This is a genomic window from Providencia sp. PROV197 (assembly GCF_028479625.1).
GTDB lineage: Bacteria > Pseudomonadota > Gammaproteobacteria > Enterobacterales > Enterobacteriaceae > Providencia > Providencia vermicola.
The window spans coordinates 119,425-134,527 of record NZ_JAMPNZ010000018.1 but is presented as its reverse complement, the minus strand read 5'-3'; the positions used below and the strand labels follow the sequence as shown (position 1 = coordinate 134,527).

Genomic DNA, 15,103 nt, shown 5'->3' with positions numbered 1-15,103 from the left:
TCCATGCAATTAAATCCAAGAGCTAGACAGTTTTTAAAATCATATGAAGCTGGGCTAGCAGAAGCTTATGGAGTCGATGATACTTCAAAATATTTTGCTCTGACTGATCCAAAAGAAACGTCATTGCGTGATGCGCTGATGGATCAATCTACATTCTTAAACATGATTACGTGTGCTGATGTTGACCAACTTCAAGGCCAAGTCGTATCTGTTGGGAATCCAGGTATTTTTACGGGGCGTAAGCAAGGTGGGCGTTTTATTCGTCAAACTGCGAACGATGGTAATGAATACAAATTAGTTGAAACTGATTCAGGCGCTGCACTTGATTGGGCTCTTTTATCTGTTTGGGCGAACTCAGGTTCTGAAAATGAGTTTTTCCAACGTATGCAAGCATTTACTAATGAGACGTTTGCATTAGATATGATCCGAATCGGTTGGAATGGTACGCATGTAGCAAAATCAACCGATTTTGAAGCCAATCCGAACGGTGAAGACGTTAATATCGGTTGGCATCAAATCGCTAAAAATTGGGACGGTGGTAAGCAGGTTATTACTGACCCTGTCAAACTGGATGATAAAGGGGATTATCGGTCATTAGATGCAATGGCATCAGACCTGATTAATACCTGTATCCCAGTGCAATATCGTAGTGACCCACGATTGGTTGTATTAGTTGGGCCTGATTTGGTTGCAGCTGAACAGTACCGACTTTATCAAGCGGCTGATAAGCCAACCGAAAAAATCGCGGCTCAAATGCTGGGAACCACAATTGCGGGTCGTCCTGCGATTATTCCACCATTTATGCCAGGTAAACGTATGGTCGTGACATATCTGTCAAACCTGCATATTTACACCCAACGCAATACTCGCCAGCGTAAAGCAGAGTTTGTCGAAGACCGTAAGCAGTATGAAAACAAATACCTGCGTAATGAGGGATATGCGTTGGAATATCCAGAGTTATATGCCGCATATGATGAAAGTGCGGTCACTATTGGTGAAATTACCGAACCTGCTGAAAAGGTAGGTGAATAAGCCATGCTGTCACCTGCTCAACGTCATCGAGCTAGTGTTGAACTACGCCAAAAGCTAGAGCAACAACAGGCCGTCACTATCGCTGATGGTGCCAGTATGCACTTGCAAGCGAGAGCGATTGAGCGGGATGTCAAAAGATTGCGTGAGCAACCGACAACAGCTGACCGTGTGGAAATGAAAAAGCGGGAGTTATTACCCGCTTATCTTCCCACAGCTGAACGCTACTTGTCCGAAGGGGAAGTTTACCGAAACCCAATTTTTGCTTATTGCGTCATTTGGCTATTTGATATTGGGGATTTCGACAGGGGGTTGGATTGGGCAGATATTGCCATTGAGCAAGGACAGCTCACCCCAGACAATTTCCGCAGTAATTTTCCAGCCTTTGTCGCTGACACGATATTAGCCTGGGCAACATTGGAAAATGAAGCGGGACACTGTATTGAGCCTTATTTTTCAAGAACGTTTAAAAATGTCACTGAAACGTGGAAAGTTCATGAAAAAATCAGGGCGAAATACTACAAATTTGCTGCATTGAATTTGCTAAGAAGCAATATCAATGAAGATGCGAAAGCCAGCGCCATTGACTGTGTTGATACATTGGAGCAGGCCGCATCATACATGGAAAAAGCACGACAGCTTAATCCTAAAGTGGGTGTTGATACGCACTTAAAACGGATCGCAATGCGTATTCGCGCGTTAACAGCCGAATAAAAACGACTACCGCAAGCCAATCGGGCGTGGTGGAGATGATGCAATTTATTGCTTTTAGTCTTGGAAGCCAGTCAGCCCGATTTTTTAAAGGATAAAAAATGAAAACATGGATGATAGGCGTATTTTTTGCGCTGGTATTTTCAATGAGTTTAATTGTCGGTAATAAATTTGATATTGAAATATTAACGGATATTGGTGTTTCAATGGCGTGGGTATCTATTATTTTTTATTACATTATTTCCGCGTCGATTTCATTAGCTCTATTTTGCTTTTCATTTGGTGATGCAAAGCAAAAGGGAATTTGTAGAGAGTTTATTTTAATATTTAATGAAACTAACTCAAAGCCAAGGGCACTTTTCTATTTAATAAATAACGTTTTCGCAATTGTGTTCTTGTTTTTATCGGGGTTTATTACAACAGGTGTTAGCCTCGCAGTAATGTGTGTTGCATCGCGATATTTAACTAAAGTTGCTGCAAGGAAAATCCTATGCTCAATGGCAACGATTTAAATTATCAATCCGTTGAAATAACTAATGATAGTTTCTGGCCTGATATTAATTTAGCGGATTTTCAAAAACAGCGGAAAATACCGATTGATTTAGACAGTGAGTTATTAACCGATGCACTATTAGCCAGTATTGCTGAAATTAATTTATCGCTAGAGTCGTTAAAAAGTCGATATATTTCGAAAGGCTATAGTACCGCAAATGATGTGCCAGGGGCAAAGGCCAACGGACAAAACGCATTATGTGCGCAATATAAAAAAGCGCTCTATGCAAGAGCAAAAGCGGACTTAATTGGTGAATTTAATTCAGTATCAAGCCGCGCACCAAATCCAAAGCAAGAAAACCCAGAAACTAAAAATAGTTTACTTGCGGAAGCCGCATTTGTTATTCGAAATATGAAAGGCTTAAAACGTGTCACGGTGGCAATGATATGAGCAAATTACAGAGTCTAACCAAATTTTTAAAAGCGAATTTACCTGAGCGAGTTTGCCAGGTCGAATTCACTAGCGAAACGGACGAAATTCAATTTATCCGTGCGCATCGGGATTTAGGCTTAGACCAATATCAAATGATGATACGTCAATGTGATGCGCTGATATCTTGGGGGCGATTTCCTTATCGTCAAATTCACCCTGATTATATTCCCCTGCTTATTGATGCATGGGCGAGTGAACAAGATAACGAGCTAGGTAATAGCAATATTGAACAAGAACCCCCATCAATGACAGTTGATGTTGATGATGAAACCGCTGTTATTGTTGTTTCTATTTCTTTTGCTGAGCCCGTTGTCATGAAAGAAGACCCAAACGGCATCGTTCCGTTTGATGGTAAACGTTGGTCACTGGCAAATACCGAATTTGGTTATGCCGAACACGCTGAAATTTATAGCGATGTGAAAAATGATAATTAACGGTCAGCTCAATAAAAGCCAGTTTGCGGAAATGCAAAAAGCCTTAAAAGGCTTGGAGTTACCCCCAAAAAAACGACAACGGTTTTTATGGCGCATGGCGAAACATGGTGTGATTGCCGCCGCCAAGCGAAATGTTAAAAATCAACAATCGCCAGACGGAAAAAGCTGGCAGGCGAGAAAAAGCCCTTGGCGTAAAAAAATGCTGCGTAACATGCCTAAGTTACTGCATATCAAAGAAATGCCGCAAGTTGAAGCTGTTCGCATTTATTTACAAGGCGGCAAGTACCGTAATGGGGCTAAAAATGTGCCCGCAGGCGTTGTCGGATATGTCCAACAACATGGGATGAATCTCACTATCAGTCGAAAGCAAGTGCAAAGTCAGCAAAATAGTGACCCTAATCGATTAGCGACCCGAAAACAAGCAAAGAAACTGCGCGATTTGGGGTACCAAGTCAAAACAGGAAAACGGCTTAAAAAGCCAACCGTAAAACAGATAACGGAAACCATGTCTTTTAATCAAGCGGGTTTACTTATCAAAAAGTTAAGAGGGAAAACAGCGAAAACAAGCTGGACAATTGACGTTCCCGCCCGTGTTTTCCTCGGCATGAGTGACAGTGATTTTAAAAAGGCACTCGCAAGGCAGTTACAAGGGATTGGATTTGGCGCTGATGTTAAAGCGCAGGATATTAAATAAAAGGACTTAACTATGTGGCCTAATGTACAAGTTAATCAAGTCAATCAGTTACAAGGCGAAACAAAAGAAATTGAGCGTGTTTTGCTGTTTGTGGGCAAAGGGAAAAGCCATGTTGGTGAAACCTTACCCATTAATACCCAAACTGATTTAGATACGTTATTGGGGGCAGAAAATAGCCCTTTAAAGTCGAATATCAAGGCAGCAATGGCGAATGCTGGGCAGAACTGGTTTGGCTATGTTCACGTCTTGCCAGAGAGCGCAGCCGAAACCGCTTTTGTTGATGCGGTAATGAAAGCGCAATCTGTTGCCAGTGTTGAGGGCTACGTCTATATCGGTGACACCACCAAAGCCACCATTAAGGCCGCGCAAACACTCCGTGCCAATTTAATGGCGAAGTTTGGGCGTTGGACATGGGCAATTCTTTCTGTCGCAGGCCTAAAGGATAAGGAAACGTGGCAATTAGCCTTAACGCGCCTTGGTGAGCTTCAAAAAGGCGAAGCGGTTGAATCTATTCAATTGGTGCCTACGTTTTGGGGAAATGAAGCGGGCGTATTGGCAGGACGTTTATGTAGCCGTGCGGTTACCATTGCGGATAGTCCAGCTCGTGTACAAACAGGCGCTTTACTTGATTTAGGCAGCGTTGATAAGCCAAAAGATGGTAGCGGTGTGGAAATTGATTTAGCCACCTTGCAAGCGTTGGAAAAACTGCGATTTAGTGTACCTATGTGGTACCCCGACTATGACGGCATGTACTGGTCAGATGGTCGCACATTAGACGTTGAGGGCGGCGATTTTCAGGCTATTGAAAACCTGCGCATCGTTGATAAAGTTGCGCGCCGTGTCCGTTTGCAAGCAGTTGCTAAAATCGGTAACCGTAGCTTAAACAGTACGCCAAATAGCATCGAAACCCATAAATCCTATTTTGCTAGCACTATGCGTGAAATGTCACGTAGCGCAGAAATCAACGGTGTCACGTTCCCTGGTGAATGTAAGCCGCCGCAAGATGGTGACGTCGTAATTGTGTGGAAAACCAAAAATACCGTTGAAATTTACATCACCGTAAGAACGTATGAATGCCCGAAAGGAATTACGGTCAGTATCTTACTGGATGCTAGCTTGGAGAGCGCATAATGAGCCAACGTTTATCAGGTCAATCCTTTGACTTCAATATCGACGGTGACTTAATTCACGTCGAAAAAGTGAGCCTATCCATTACCGATAACACCGCAGCCGCGCAAACGCGCGGTATGCCAGACGGTTTTGTCGCGGGTGATGTAAGCGCAGAGGGTGAAATCGAAATTAGCACAAAATATTTTGAGATTATCGTCGCAAAAGCACGCGCGGCAGGCTCTTGGCGCGGCATTAAACCAATGGATTTCTTGTGGTACGCCAAGGCAGGCAATGAAGAAATGAAAGTCGAATCATTCGGTAATAAATTGATTCTGAGCGACATTTTAGATGTTGACCCGAAAGGCGGTGCAGTGACAACCCACAAAATTAAATACCTAGTTACCAGCCCTGATTTTGTGCGTATTAAAGGCATTCCGTATTTAGAGTCGGAATTAACTCAAACCCTTATCGGATAGGTAATTTTGTTCATGGAAGAACACGAAAAAACATTTATTACAATGGTTGTTATAGGGGCGCTAATTAGCATCGGTCAAATGTTAACAGGGGCAGAGCCTATCACCATCAAGTTATTTGTTAGTCGGGTAATTTTAGGGGCGGCAACATCCGTCGCTGCCGCTGCTCTTTTAATTTGGATCCCTGACCTTTCACCGCTTGCCCTTGTGGGATGTGCATCCGCACTAGGGATTGCAGGGTATCAAGCTGTTGAGATGTGGATTAAAAAACGTGGAAATGCACTGTTAAAAGGGAAATTTAAGCAATGAGCAAATTACCACCAAGAGGTATTCGTAACAATAACCCTGGCAATATTCGCCACGGTGATAAATGGCGGGGCTTACACCTTGAGCAAACGGATAAATCATTTTGTCGATTTATCGCACCTGAATGGGGGTATCGGGCGTTATTTATTTTAATGCGCACTTATGAGCGAAAATACAAAATTTGCTCCATTCGTGAAATCATTAATCGTTATGCGCCGCCAGTGGAAAATAACACCGAGGGCTATATCCAGCGTGTTGCAAAAGAGCTAAACGTTAGTCCTGATGATTGCTTATCAGTCATGCAAAAAGACGTTTTATTTGCTTTGGCTGATGCCATTACCCGTGTCGAAAATGCGGGGCAGCAACCTTGGGGCATTGTCGAATTCGAAAAAGGATATGCATTGATATGACAAAACAACTCGCGCTAATAATTGCTTTATTGGCCTGTGCCTTTGGCGCGGGTTGGAAAGTCAACAGCCTCTATCACGATAGCATTGAGCTAACCGCACATAAAACAGCGGTTAAAATCAAAGGGGATATTGAAAAAATATCCAGTGAGTCAGGTCAAAAACTGGAAGAACAATTGGAGGGGATTGCCAATGCTGCCCCCAGAGAAATACGCACTGAAATTATTAAGCCTGTGTTTACTAACGTTTGTGTTAGTGATGAGTTTGTCAGCCTGTACAACCAAACCGCCGACAATATCGAGCGTGAACTATCAGGAAAACCTGTTAAAAAAATGCTCGACGGACATTCCGAGACTCGCGGGAACAACAGGCCGTGATATCTCAGAGCCATTAGAAAGAATGGCTATTTTATATGGTCAATGTGCCGCACGGCACAACCAATTAACGGACGAAATCAGAAAGAGAAAGGAACCATCTCATGACTAAAAAAATTATTACGTTAACTATCAATGAAAAAGACGTTAGCTTTGAGCCCAATATCACGGCGTACAACGGCATGATTAACGAAATGTCGATGGACAACAAAGTCGCACCGCTCACCACCTATTTAAAACGTATTGTTACCGATGAAAGCAAAGCGGATTTGGACGAATTACTCAGCTTCCCAGGCGCCGCCGCACAGCTTGCCGAAGCAGTAAACAAAGAATACGCGCCAAAGTTGGAAATTAGCGTAAAAAACTAAAAAGCCGTGTTCGTGCAATTGAGCGTAATGAGTTGGAGCAATTCATTGCGCTCAGAAAACACTATTTACCGCATGAGCCCGACACGGAAGAAAATATCGCAGCTGCAATCTGGTTAGATAACCGTCATTGGACAAACTCGCAAATTGCAGTCGCAAACGGAATTGCGTTGGCATTTAAAGGTGACTCATGAGCGAGTTAGATTTTACTCTCAGTCTTATCGACAATATCACAAAACCCATTCGGCAAGTACAGTCGGCTGTCTCTAACTTTGCTAGGGACAGCCAAGTCGCCTTTGGCAAAATTGCGATTGGCGGTGCGGGTCTTGCGGGGGCATTTTGGTCTATCAAAAGCATTCTTGACCCTGCCATTGAAATGAATGACGCCATGATGACCGCATCATTGCAGGGCATTGATGATGGAATAATGTCAACCGTGTCTAAAGATGCCCTGAAATTCGCATCCCAATACGGGAAATCATCCATTGATTTTGTGAATTCAACCACGGCAATCAGCAAGGCCATTAACAATGTCACGCAGCAAGATTTGCCACAATTAACCCGCATTACCAACACTACCGCCGCCGCATTAAAAGCGACATCAACCGAAGCCACCGAATACATGGGGCAAATGTTTAACCAGTTTGAAAGCCAAGCGAATGCCGTTGGGCATGTTAAATTTGCCGAAGATTTGGCAGGTAAGGCCGTGTATATGTCAAAAGCCTTTGGCGTATCTATGGCTGAAGTGACGGGCTTAATGGAGGGCGCAAAAAATGCGGGGACGCAATTTGGCGTCGGCATTGATGAACAGCTCGCGGTGTTGGGTGAATTACAAAGAACGCTGGGCGGTGAGTCGTCAGGGGCATATGAAGCCTTTCTCAAAACCGCCACTGATAGTGGTAAAAAGCTCGGTCTGTCATTCGTCAATGCGTCAGGCCAGATGTTATCCATGCCTGAAATGCTGGATAAATTACAGGCTAAATATGGCGCAAGCATTGAGGGCAACTTAAAAGCCCAAAAGGAAATTGAAGCCGCCTTTGGTGACTCTGCCGTCGTTGTCAAACAGCTTTATGGCAATGTTGATATTTTGCGCAAAAACATTGGTTTCTTGGGCGCAAGTGATGGAATGAAGCGCACCACGGAGCAAGCCGCAAAATTAGCCAATCCGTGGGAACGGCTTATGTCCATTTGGCAATCTATCCGCATTGCCATTGGTATGACGCTATTACCTGTTATTACGCCATTAATCGACAAATTAGCAGAGGGTGGTCAAACCCTTGTACGTTGGTTTACGTTATTTCCTAACATTGCACGCTGGGTCGGCTATATCACGATGGGAACGCTTGGTTTTGCTGCCGCAGGTGCTGCCGCTAATATCGTGATGGGTATTTCCAAATTTATCATTGCTGGGTTAAGTATCATCATGGGGGTATTTAGTGGAGCGCTGAAAATTGGCACTGCTGCTATTTGGTTATATAGCGTTGCAGTAAAGGCGTGGAGTGCATCACTGAAATATCTGCGTGGGGTATTATTGGCCGTATCGCTACAATCAAAAATTGCGGGCGTAAGCTTTTCATTTATGAGCTGGCCTATTTTGCTAATTATTGGCGCTATCGCACTTTTAGCTTATGGCATCTATAAACTTATTCAACATTGGGATGATGTTAAAGCCGCAGTGATGAATACAACAGCGTTTAAAGTAGTGGCTATCGCAGTACGTGCCGTCGGTCTTGTTGCTATGCAAGCTTGGGAATGGATGTCACAAAAATGGCAAGAGTTTACCGCCTACTTTGCTGATACGTGGGCATTCAAGGCAATCATGATTGTGATTAACACCTTGAAATCTGCGTTTATTCAAACATGGCAAGCCATTACAGATGGATGGGACGCGGTTTGCAATTTTTTTAGTGACTCACCTATTGATAAAACATTTGAAGCAATGGGAAATAGTATTAAAGCCATTTTTTCAAAGGTTTGGCAATCAATAACGGATTCATTTCGTAGTGTCTATAACACTATTGTGGAAACGCTAAATTATTTGCCTGGTGTCAATATTGAAACCAAAACCACAGGAACCGTCGACGGCTCACCCGCTCCAGCAGGTGCGGCGGGTTTATTGGTCGGCGGGCAACTTAGTGGCGTAGAAAAAGGTGGCATTAGTCGGCAAATCAGCAATAACCGAACTCAATCGATTGATAACAGCAAGCATTTTGATAACGTAACATTCAATGTGACAAACGGAATGTCACCAACGGATTTAGCGGAATGGACTGCGCTGGAAAATGGATAATTTACTCTACATTGATTTATTAATTACAAATCGAAACTTTACATTGAACTCGGGTAATGAACCCGAGTTATGTAATAACCGCCAATCAATCACCCAAGATGTGGCGCACCGCATTATTGAAAGTGGCCTTGCCACCCAATTGGTTGCAGAGCGCAGCCCAACATTGCGTGCGGACATCCGCACACAAATGGAAATCTTGGTTGAAAGTGATGAACGATTAGTGCCAGGCACAGTTGTGATTGATGAAGAAAGCACCAAGCGCCTTTGGGTGACAGCTGACACCTATGATTTTGGTCGTATCAATTTAGGGGTGAATTATGAACAGTAAAAACATTCCTGAAATTGATTATGAACAGGTCTTGCGTGATAGCGGAATGCCCGTCTCAGAGGATGAAATCAGCGATAAATTCGCAGAGATTGTCCATGACGAGGGTTTTGTTACTAACACATCGGATATGTCCCCGTTTTGGCGGTTGATTAACACCATCGTAACAAAGCCTGTTCGCTGGCTCACAGAAGCGTTAATCAATATCACTTTGAAGAATATGTATTTAGCCACCGCATCAGGGCAGTGGCTAGATTTATTCGCTTGGGGTGTCAATTTAACGCGCAAGCCTGCCACCGAAGCTAAGGGCGTCATTCGCTTTTATCGTGTGATAGGTGCAGGAACGGTTACCATTCCAGCAGGAACTATTGTACAAACAGAGCGTATCAACGGGATTATTTACAGCGTGAAAACCGTTGAAACCCAAGCGTTAAATACCGATAGCGCATTAGTGCCGGTTATCGCTGAAAATGCGGGAGGGGCTTACAACCTTGCGCCAGGTTATTTCCGTATTTTACCTGTAGCGATTGCAGGGATTGAGCGCGTTCAAAACGAAGATAACTGGTTATTGGTACCAGGTGCGAATGCCGAAAGTGACAATGATTTGCGTGACCGCTGCCGCAATCAATACAACTTAGTCGGTCAATATCACACTGACGCCGTATATCGCGGCATGATTGCAAATGTTATCGGATTAAGCATTGACCGTATTTTCTTTTTGCATGATGCCCCTCGCGGGGCGGGAACCGCTAACGCCTATTTATTATTAGACAGCGGCGTCGCAAGTCAGCCCTTTATCGACAAAGTGAATGACTATATTAATGCGCAAGGCCACCACGGACACGGTGATGATATGCAGTGCTTTTTCATGCCAGAAACACAGCACACATTAAAGGTCACATTATTTGTACAAAGCGTGGAAAACCTCACCGCTGAAGAACTGCAAAAACTTAAACAAGATACGGGCGATTTGGTGCGTTGTGCATTTCGTGAGAACACAAATTATGACGTTAAAAAAACATGGCCATATTCGCGGTTTTCATTCTCAAATTTAGGCCGTGAGTTACATAAACAGTTTTCTGTCTTGGATTCTATTGTGTTTAGCATTCCCGACATTGTCAGTGATTTAAGCGTGCCACGCCTAAAATCGCTCACGATAGAGGTGAAAAATGCCCGAGTTTAAAGAACGATTAAAACGGTTGCAGCTGCCGTCATGGATGAACCAAGGTGAACCCGCCACACTATTGCGAGCCGCAAAGCGGTTTTGGGACATCATTTACGGTTGGCTCACATGGCCTTTGGCGCAGTTAGACCCCGACACCTGCACTGAACCATTATTAAACTTGTTGGCGTATCAACGGGATATCCAGCGTTTTAATAATGAACCCTTGGATTTATACCGTAAGCGCGTTAAATACGCGTTTATTAATGCCAAGGAATCAGGCAGCGTCGCGGGATTTATTGATATCTTTAAACGCCTTGGCGTTGGCTATGTCGAAATTAATGAGCGACAACCTGATATTGATTGGGATGTCATTATTTTACGCGTCAGTGACGGTCAAATTGCGAACAACCCAGATTTGTTGCTACAAATTATCCGTCAGTACGGGCGAACTTGTCGCCGCTATCGCTTTGAAGTCATGGCAGTGCATGAGTTAGGAATGCGAGTGGGATTTGTTGAAGCGGAATATATTTGCTATTACGCCACACTGCCAAATCAACCACTGTTTATTCGAATTGGACAAATTTCAGCGTCGAGTGAAACATACGGCGCGTCATTAATGTAAAGGACTACATTATGTCATCATCAGTTATCACAATTGCTTTCGAAAATTGGAAAGCCCAAGAAGCGGCAAGCGGTAAGGCTGTATTATTGGATGAATTTGTATTCGCCAATGTGCCGAATTTAGACCCGACACAACCGATTGACCGCAATGAAAAATTACCCCCTGCAAATCAAATTGTTCACCGTCAGGCCGTCAATAAAGCAGGTTTAGCCAGCGAAAATGCTGTGGCTTATAGTGTCACGATGGGTGCAGACGTTGGTAACTTTGATTTCAACTGGATAGGCTTATTAAATAAAGCATCTGGTACCATTGCGATGATTACGCATGCGCCAACCCAAAGGAAATTAAAAAATCAAAATGGACAGCAAGGGAATGTGCTAACTCGTTCATTCTTACTTGAGTTCAATGGCGCGGCTACGGAAACCCAAATCAAAACCACGGCAGAAACATGGCAGATTGATTTTACTGCCCGTTTGTCAGGTATTGATGAAATGCAGCGCCTGATTAACGTTGATAGCTATGGAGAAGCCGCCTTTTTTGGTGATGGTTTCGAAGTTACCCGCAGTGGCGAACAGTTTACCGTAAAAAAAGGCTTAGGCTATGTGGGCGGATTGCGTGGTGAGTTAGCGCAAAATCAGATTTTAAATGGCCTGCGCAATACCAAAATCTATGCAGATTTTAGCTACCAAGGCAATATTGTAAGTCAGTGGAATACAGCAATAAAAATTACCGCTGCCGCTGCCCTCAATAATTACATTGATACGGCTGGATTCACTCACCAAGTATTTGCCATTGCAAGTATTGATGCATCGGGGAACATTAAGGATTTGCGCCCGATTGGGGGATTATCTGACCAAAGTATTGATTCACTGAGAAAGCAAATTAAAAGTGACTTAAACGGAAAGGTGGATAAAGCCAATATCACCCATCAAAAAGGGAATAGCACTGAACTGGTTGCCAGTCAGCAGCTAGTGACGACGGAAGTTAACAAGCTCGCGTCTAAAGACGAGTTAAAAAATACAACCGCTCAAACTATTTTTGCTAGAGCTGAAGCTATTCCACAAAATGCTGATTTAAATGATTACATTAAGCCAGGTTTATACTTTCAGGCAGCAAGTAATCCAGGTACAAATGCCCAAAATTACCCAGCAATGACGGCAGGGGCGCTTGAGGTTGTGCCTACGGGAAACACCAGTGTTAAGCAGGTGTTTACTGATTGGTATAATAATAAAACATATACCAGACGCTACAACGGTGGGAATAAAACATGGGTGGATAAGTGGGATGAAGATTACACAAAGCTAAATCCCCCAACCGCTGCCGAATTGGGCGTATATAGTATCCAGCAATCTGATGATAAATTTCAACCTAAAGGCAATTATCAACCCGCAGGGAGTTATCAGCCGAAAGGTGATTATGTCGATAAGACGGCAACTTATGAACAAGTAGTTAAAGGCCCATTGACCGCAAATAGTGCTATGTACATAACCAGTGATGGTGTAGGCAGTGATTTACTGTCACTTGTTACATGGGGCGGCAGGTTTGGACTAAGAAAGCGTGTGAATGGTAACTACGGTGGCACTGTTGAAGTACCTATGACTGGGGGAACAATAGCATTAATTGAGCAGTCATTGGGTTTTGGGCAAACATGGAAGAATTTAGTAGGCAGTCGAAGTGTGGGGGTAACCTATACAAATGCTAGCGCAAAGCCCATTCTTGTCGCTGTAACGGGACAAGCTATTAATGATAGTACTGACAATATTACGGTAGATGGCGTTATTGTTGCCAAAATTGGTGGAATGAAAAATTATAATATCTATCGGGGTATTTCCTTTATCGTGCCTCCAGGAAGTAAATATGTTGTCGGTAAAGATATAGAAGTCACTGCATGGAGCGAATTATCATGAATTATTATAAAAATAAAAAATCAAATGCCGTCTATGCCTATGACGATGAACAACTGGCAATGGTTGCCAGAGTTAACGAACTGGAATTACTTGTTCAAGAAAAAGAACCTGAATATTTAGTGGCACTGGAAAAACTTAATTTATCTGAATTTGAGCTAAAAAAAGCCAATGAAGATTTAAATAGCGCTATCAATTTGGGGGATAATAAAAAAATTCAATTAGTTGCTGATATTGTTGAAGTCAAAGGCGAGCAGTATGTGATTGCTCAAACAGAATTCGATAATATTGAATCTGAATATCAACCCTTGAAATTGGAATACAGCGAAACGTTGCCCGTTGTTTTTGAAATCCGCGAAAATATCAATGTAATGAAAAAAATGACGGCAAATGAAGTGAATGCATATATCAACCCGCCAGTATCAAAAGAGCAATTGATACAAGAAGCTGAACAACGAAAACAGTCATTATTAACGGAAGCGGCGGAAGTTATTGCACCGTTACAATATGCGGTTGACCTCAACATGGCAACCGAGGAAGAGAAAGTTAGCTTAACAGCATGGAAAAAATACAGTGTCTTACTCAATCGTGTTGATACATCTACCGCTCCGGATATCGAATGGCCAGTGAAACCATAGTTCATCCAAAGTGGCGTAAATCACTTATGAAAATGTCCCCGACTATGTCGGGGCTAACTTGTTCAATAGTACCTGCTCACCCATTTGTTTATGGTCTTGGGCAAAAAACGGATGCAGGTTGCTATTTAAGCCCAACCAATGCCATTAACCATATTGCAAAAAAACTGGTAGGTGCGGGTGAAACTGACATTGTTGTCATGATGGTATGCGCTAAATCACAGGTCGAATTTATGTCATTGCTGCAAGTGTTTTCGTCTGTGTTTCCACTGCCAGTTTTTTCACAAGTGGAACGCATGGCAAAAACAGCGGCTAATTTGCAAGTCACTAAAATGCAATTGCCAGGTAAACAGCTTGGCGGCTTGCCGAACCCGCAGACACTATCAACATCAACAAGTCGGGCAACAATTAATGCCCAACTGATTGAACAGGCCAAAAACAGTGCGGGCAGTGCAAGCGGTATCGATACCATGAAATCAGCGATGTCAGGATTTAAATCAGCGAGAGAGACTGCGCTTAAAGAAATTGGTAATAAACTGACTGATTTACTGGGAAAATCGGTGGTTATTTGGAGTTTTACGGGTAAAGGCACAGGTGATTATTTAGCGGAACGGTTACAAAAGGATATCCCTGAACCAGACGCCATTTTTACATTAGCTACATTGTTCGCAGGAAGCGAACTTGCACCACTAAAGGGAATGCTTCATGATCCAATCAAACCAATCAACAACACAGAATCCGACAATCACGCTCGCCCTTGATGGTGAAGCTATTCCGCTGAAAAACATCAAAATTAATTCGTCTATTCAATTTCAAGACAAAGACCAATCAGGTCAAACGTCCAGCACATCCGTAGCCGAGCAAGGCATTAAGCCCCAAGAGTTGCGTGTTACAGGTGTGGTTAATTTTATTGATGAAAAAATACTCACGCGCCTGTTTACGTTAGCAAGAGCCACCGAAAACGGTAAGCTAAAACGTTATCGGGTGGCAAATCACACCGCTAAAGCGATTAATTTTCGCATTGGTACCTTTACAAACAATATTGATGCCAGCGAAATCGACGGGCAAATGGCGTGGCAAGTCACATTCACATTAAGAGAGCATTTATCTGTCTCTGAGAAAAAAGACGCCAGAGCCGCCGCACAAGTCAAAGCGAAAAAACAGACGGGCAACCCAAAGGCACCGACAGCTGCGTCAAAAGAAGAAAAAGATGAATTAACATGGTTTGAAAGTACAGTTTTGAAACCAATTGATGATTTTGGGAATAAATAATC

Annotated in this window: 21 protein-coding genes; all 21 read left to right on the top strand. The window is 43.2% G+C overall.

Annotation, left to right across the window (positions count from 1 at the left end):
- Positions 1–3: 3 nt before the first annotated feature.
- Positions 4–1,032, top strand: a complete 1,029-nt coding sequence (locus PR808_RS10565; RefSeq protein ID WP_272539256.1) for a phage major capsid protein, P2 family — start codon at positions 4–6, stop codon at positions 1,030–1,032.
- 3 nt (positions 1,033–1,035) lie between these two features.
- A complete protein-coding gene (gene gpM, locus PR808_RS10560; protein WP_272539255.1) occupies positions 1,036–1,743 on the top strand; it encodes a phage terminase small subunit in 708 nt (235 codons plus the stop codon).
- A gap of 98 nt (positions 1,744–1,841) precedes the next feature.
- Positions 1,842–2,252 (top strand): hypothetical protein, encoded by a 411-nt coding sequence (locus tag PR808_RS10555; protein ID WP_272539254.1) that lies wholly within the window; start codon positions 1,842–1,844, stop codon positions 2,250–2,252.
- Positions 2,231–2,683 (top strand): head completion/stabilization protein, encoded by a 453-nt coding sequence (locus PR808_RS10550; protein ID WP_272539253.1) that lies wholly within the window; start codon positions 2,231–2,233, stop codon positions 2,681–2,683. The genes PR808_RS10555 and PR808_RS10550 overlap by 22 nt, the downstream gene beginning before the upstream one ends.
- The gene (locus PR808_RS10545; protein ID WP_272539252.1) at positions 2,680–3,159 is read left to right on the top strand and encodes a phage tail protein; all 480 of its coding nucleotides are present in this window, start codon (positions 2,680–2,682) and stop codon (positions 3,157–3,159) included. Before PR808_RS10550 ends, PR808_RS10545 begins: the two co-directional genes overlap by 4 nt.
- Entirely contained in the window at positions 3,149–3,853 is a 705-nt protein-coding gene (locus tag PR808_RS10540) for a hypothetical protein (RefSeq protein ID WP_272539251.1), read from the top strand. Before PR808_RS10545 ends, PR808_RS10540 begins: the two co-directional genes overlap by 11 nt.
- A gap of 12 nt (positions 3,854–3,865) precedes the next feature.
- Positions 3,866–4,984, top strand: a complete 1,119-nt coding sequence (locus PR808_RS10535) for a DUF2586 domain-containing protein (RefSeq protein WP_272539250.1) — start codon at positions 3,866–3,868, stop codon at positions 4,982–4,984.
- Positions 4,984–5,439 carry a phage protein gene (locus PR808_RS10530; protein ID WP_215954184.1) on the top strand — a complete coding sequence of 152 codons (456 nt, stop codon included), beginning with the start codon at positions 4,984–4,986 and terminating at the stop codon, positions 5,437–5,439. Before PR808_RS10535 ends, PR808_RS10530 begins: the two co-directional genes overlap by 1 nt.
- A gap of 12 nt (positions 5,440–5,451) precedes the next feature.
- Complete coding sequence (locus tag PR808_RS10525) at positions 5,452–5,745, top strand: holin (RefSeq protein ID WP_272539249.1); 294 nt, start codon at positions 5,452–5,454, stop codon at positions 5,743–5,745.
- Positions 5,742–6,152, top strand: a complete 411-nt coding sequence (locus PR808_RS10520; RefSeq protein WP_272539248.1) for a structural protein — start codon at positions 5,742–5,744, stop codon at positions 6,150–6,152. Before PR808_RS10525 ends, PR808_RS10520 begins: the two co-directional genes overlap by 4 nt.
- A complete protein-coding gene (locus tag PR808_RS10515) occupies positions 6,149–6,526 on the top strand; it encodes a hypothetical protein (protein WP_272539247.1) in 378 nt (125 codons plus the stop codon). Before PR808_RS10520 ends, PR808_RS10515 begins: the two co-directional genes overlap by 4 nt.
- Before the next feature lie 101 nt (positions 6,527–6,627).
- Positions 6,628–6,891, top strand: a complete 264-nt coding sequence (locus tag PR808_RS10505) for a putative phage tail assembly chaperone (protein ID WP_215954188.1) — start codon at positions 6,628–6,630, stop codon at positions 6,889–6,891.
- Positions 6,892–6,923: 32 nt separating this feature from the next.
- Positions 6,924–7,082 (top strand): DUF6890 family protein, encoded by a 159-nt coding sequence (locus PR808_RS10500; RefSeq protein ID WP_215954443.1) that lies wholly within the window; start codon positions 6,924–6,926, stop codon positions 7,080–7,082.
- Complete coding sequence (locus PR808_RS10495) at positions 7,079–9,178, top strand: phage tail tape measure protein (RefSeq protein WP_272539245.1); 2,100 nt, start codon at positions 7,079–7,081, stop codon at positions 9,176–9,178. The genes PR808_RS10500 and PR808_RS10495 overlap by 4 nt, the downstream gene beginning before the upstream one ends.
- Positions 9,171–9,506, top strand: coding sequence for a DUF2590 family protein (locus PR808_RS10490; RefSeq protein ID WP_215954190.1), 336 nt, complete (start codon positions 9,171–9,173; stop codon positions 9,504–9,506). Before PR808_RS10495 ends, PR808_RS10490 begins: the two co-directional genes overlap by 8 nt.
- Positions 9,496–10,686, top strand: coding sequence for a baseplate J/gp47 family protein (locus tag PR808_RS10485; protein WP_272539244.1), 1,191 nt, complete (start codon positions 9,496–9,498; stop codon positions 10,684–10,686). Before PR808_RS10490 ends, PR808_RS10485 begins: the two co-directional genes overlap by 11 nt.
- Positions 10,673–11,290, top strand: a complete 618-nt coding sequence (locus tag PR808_RS10480) for a phage tail protein (RefSeq protein WP_272539243.1) — start codon at positions 10,673–10,675, stop codon at positions 11,288–11,290. Before PR808_RS10485 ends, PR808_RS10480 begins: the two co-directional genes overlap by 14 nt.
- 11 nt (positions 11,291–11,301) lie before the next feature.
- On the top strand, positions 11,302–13,197 hold the full coding sequence (locus tag PR808_RS10475) for a phage tail-collar fiber domain-containing protein (RefSeq protein WP_272539242.1): 1,896 nt from the start codon (positions 11,302–11,304) through the stop codon (positions 13,195–13,197).
- A complete protein-coding gene (locus tag PR808_RS10470; protein ID WP_442960059.1) occupies positions 13,179–13,832 on the top strand; it encodes a tail fiber assembly protein in 654 nt (217 codons plus the stop codon). The genes PR808_RS10475 and PR808_RS10470 overlap by 19 nt, the downstream gene beginning before the upstream one ends.
- Positions 13,814–14,590 carry a hypothetical protein gene (locus PR808_RS10465; protein WP_272539240.1) on the top strand — a complete coding sequence of 259 codons (777 nt, stop codon included), beginning with the start codon at positions 13,814–13,816 and terminating at the stop codon, positions 14,588–14,590. Before PR808_RS10470 ends, PR808_RS10465 begins: the two co-directional genes overlap by 19 nt.
- Complete coding sequence (locus PR808_RS10460) at positions 14,535–15,101, top strand: baseplate complex protein (RefSeq protein WP_272539239.1); 567 nt, start codon at positions 14,535–14,537, stop codon at positions 15,099–15,101. Before PR808_RS10465 ends, PR808_RS10460 begins: the two co-directional genes overlap by 56 nt.
- Positions 15,102–15,103: the final 2 nt, after the last annotated feature.

Excerpts from the sequence above, each read along its gene's own strand:
- PR808_RS10565 (WP_272539256.1), top strand. The coding sequence starts at position 4 with ATGCAATTAAATCCAAGAGCTAGACAGTTTTTAAAATCATATGAAGCT.
- gpM (WP_272539255.1), top strand. The coding sequence starts at position 1,036 with ATGCTGTCACCTGCTCAACGTCATCGAGCTAGTGTTGAACTACGCCAA.
- PR808_RS10555 (WP_272539254.1), top strand. The coding sequence starts at position 1,842 with ATGAAAACATGGATGATAGGCGTATTTTTTGCGCTGGTATTTTCAATG.
- PR808_RS10550 (WP_272539253.1), top strand. The coding sequence starts at position 2,231 with ATGCTCAATGGCAACGATTTAAATTATCAATCCGTTGAAATAACTAAT.
- PR808_RS10545 (WP_272539252.1), top strand. The coding sequence starts at position 2,680 with ATGAGCAAATTACAGAGTCTAACCAAATTTTTAAAAGCGAATTTACCT.
- PR808_RS10540 (WP_272539251.1), top strand. The coding sequence starts at position 3,149 with ATGATAATTAACGGTCAGCTCAATAAAAGCCAGTTTGCGGAAATGCAA.
- PR808_RS10535 (WP_272539250.1), top strand. The coding sequence starts at position 3,866 with ATGTGGCCTAATGTACAAGTTAATCAAGTCAATCAGTTACAAGGCGAA.
- PR808_RS10530 (WP_215954184.1), top strand. The coding sequence starts at position 4,984 with ATGAGCCAACGTTTATCAGGTCAATCCTTTGACTTCAATATCGACGGT.
- PR808_RS10525 (WP_272539249.1), top strand. The coding sequence starts at position 5,452 with ATGGAAGAACACGAAAAAACATTTATTACAATGGTTGTTATAGGGGCG.
- PR808_RS10520 (WP_272539248.1), top strand. The coding sequence starts at position 5,742 with ATGAGCAAATTACCACCAAGAGGTATTCGTAACAATAACCCTGGCAAT.
- PR808_RS10515 (WP_272539247.1), top strand. The coding sequence starts at position 6,149 with ATGACAAAACAACTCGCGCTAATAATTGCTTTATTGGCCTGTGCCTTT.
- PR808_RS10505 (WP_215954188.1), top strand. The coding sequence starts at position 6,628 with ATGACTAAAAAAATTATTACGTTAACTATCAATGAAAAAGACGTTAGC.
- PR808_RS10495 (WP_272539245.1), top strand. The coding sequence starts at position 7,079 with ATGAGCGAGTTAGATTTTACTCTCAGTCTTATCGACAATATCACAAAA.
- PR808_RS10490 (WP_215954190.1), top strand. The coding sequence starts at position 9,171 with ATGGATAATTTACTCTACATTGATTTATTAATTACAAATCGAAACTTT.
- PR808_RS10485 (WP_272539244.1), top strand. The coding sequence starts at position 9,496 with ATGAACAGTAAAAACATTCCTGAAATTGATTATGAACAGGTCTTGCGT.
- PR808_RS10480 (WP_272539243.1), top strand. The coding sequence starts at position 10,673 with ATGCCCGAGTTTAAAGAACGATTAAAACGGTTGCAGCTGCCGTCATGG.
- PR808_RS10475 (WP_272539242.1), top strand. The coding sequence starts at position 11,302 with ATGTCATCATCAGTTATCACAATTGCTTTCGAAAATTGGAAAGCCCAA.
- PR808_RS10470 (WP_442960059.1), top strand. The coding sequence starts at position 13,179 with ATGGAGCGAATTATCATGAATTATTATAAAAATAAAAAATCAAATGCC.
- PR808_RS10465 (WP_272539240.1), top strand. The coding sequence starts at position 13,814 with ATGGCCAGTGAAACCATAGTTCATCCAAAGTGGCGTAAATCACTTATG.
- PR808_RS10460 (WP_272539239.1), top strand. The coding sequence starts at position 14,535 with ATGATCCAATCAAACCAATCAACAACACAGAATCCGACAATCACGCTC.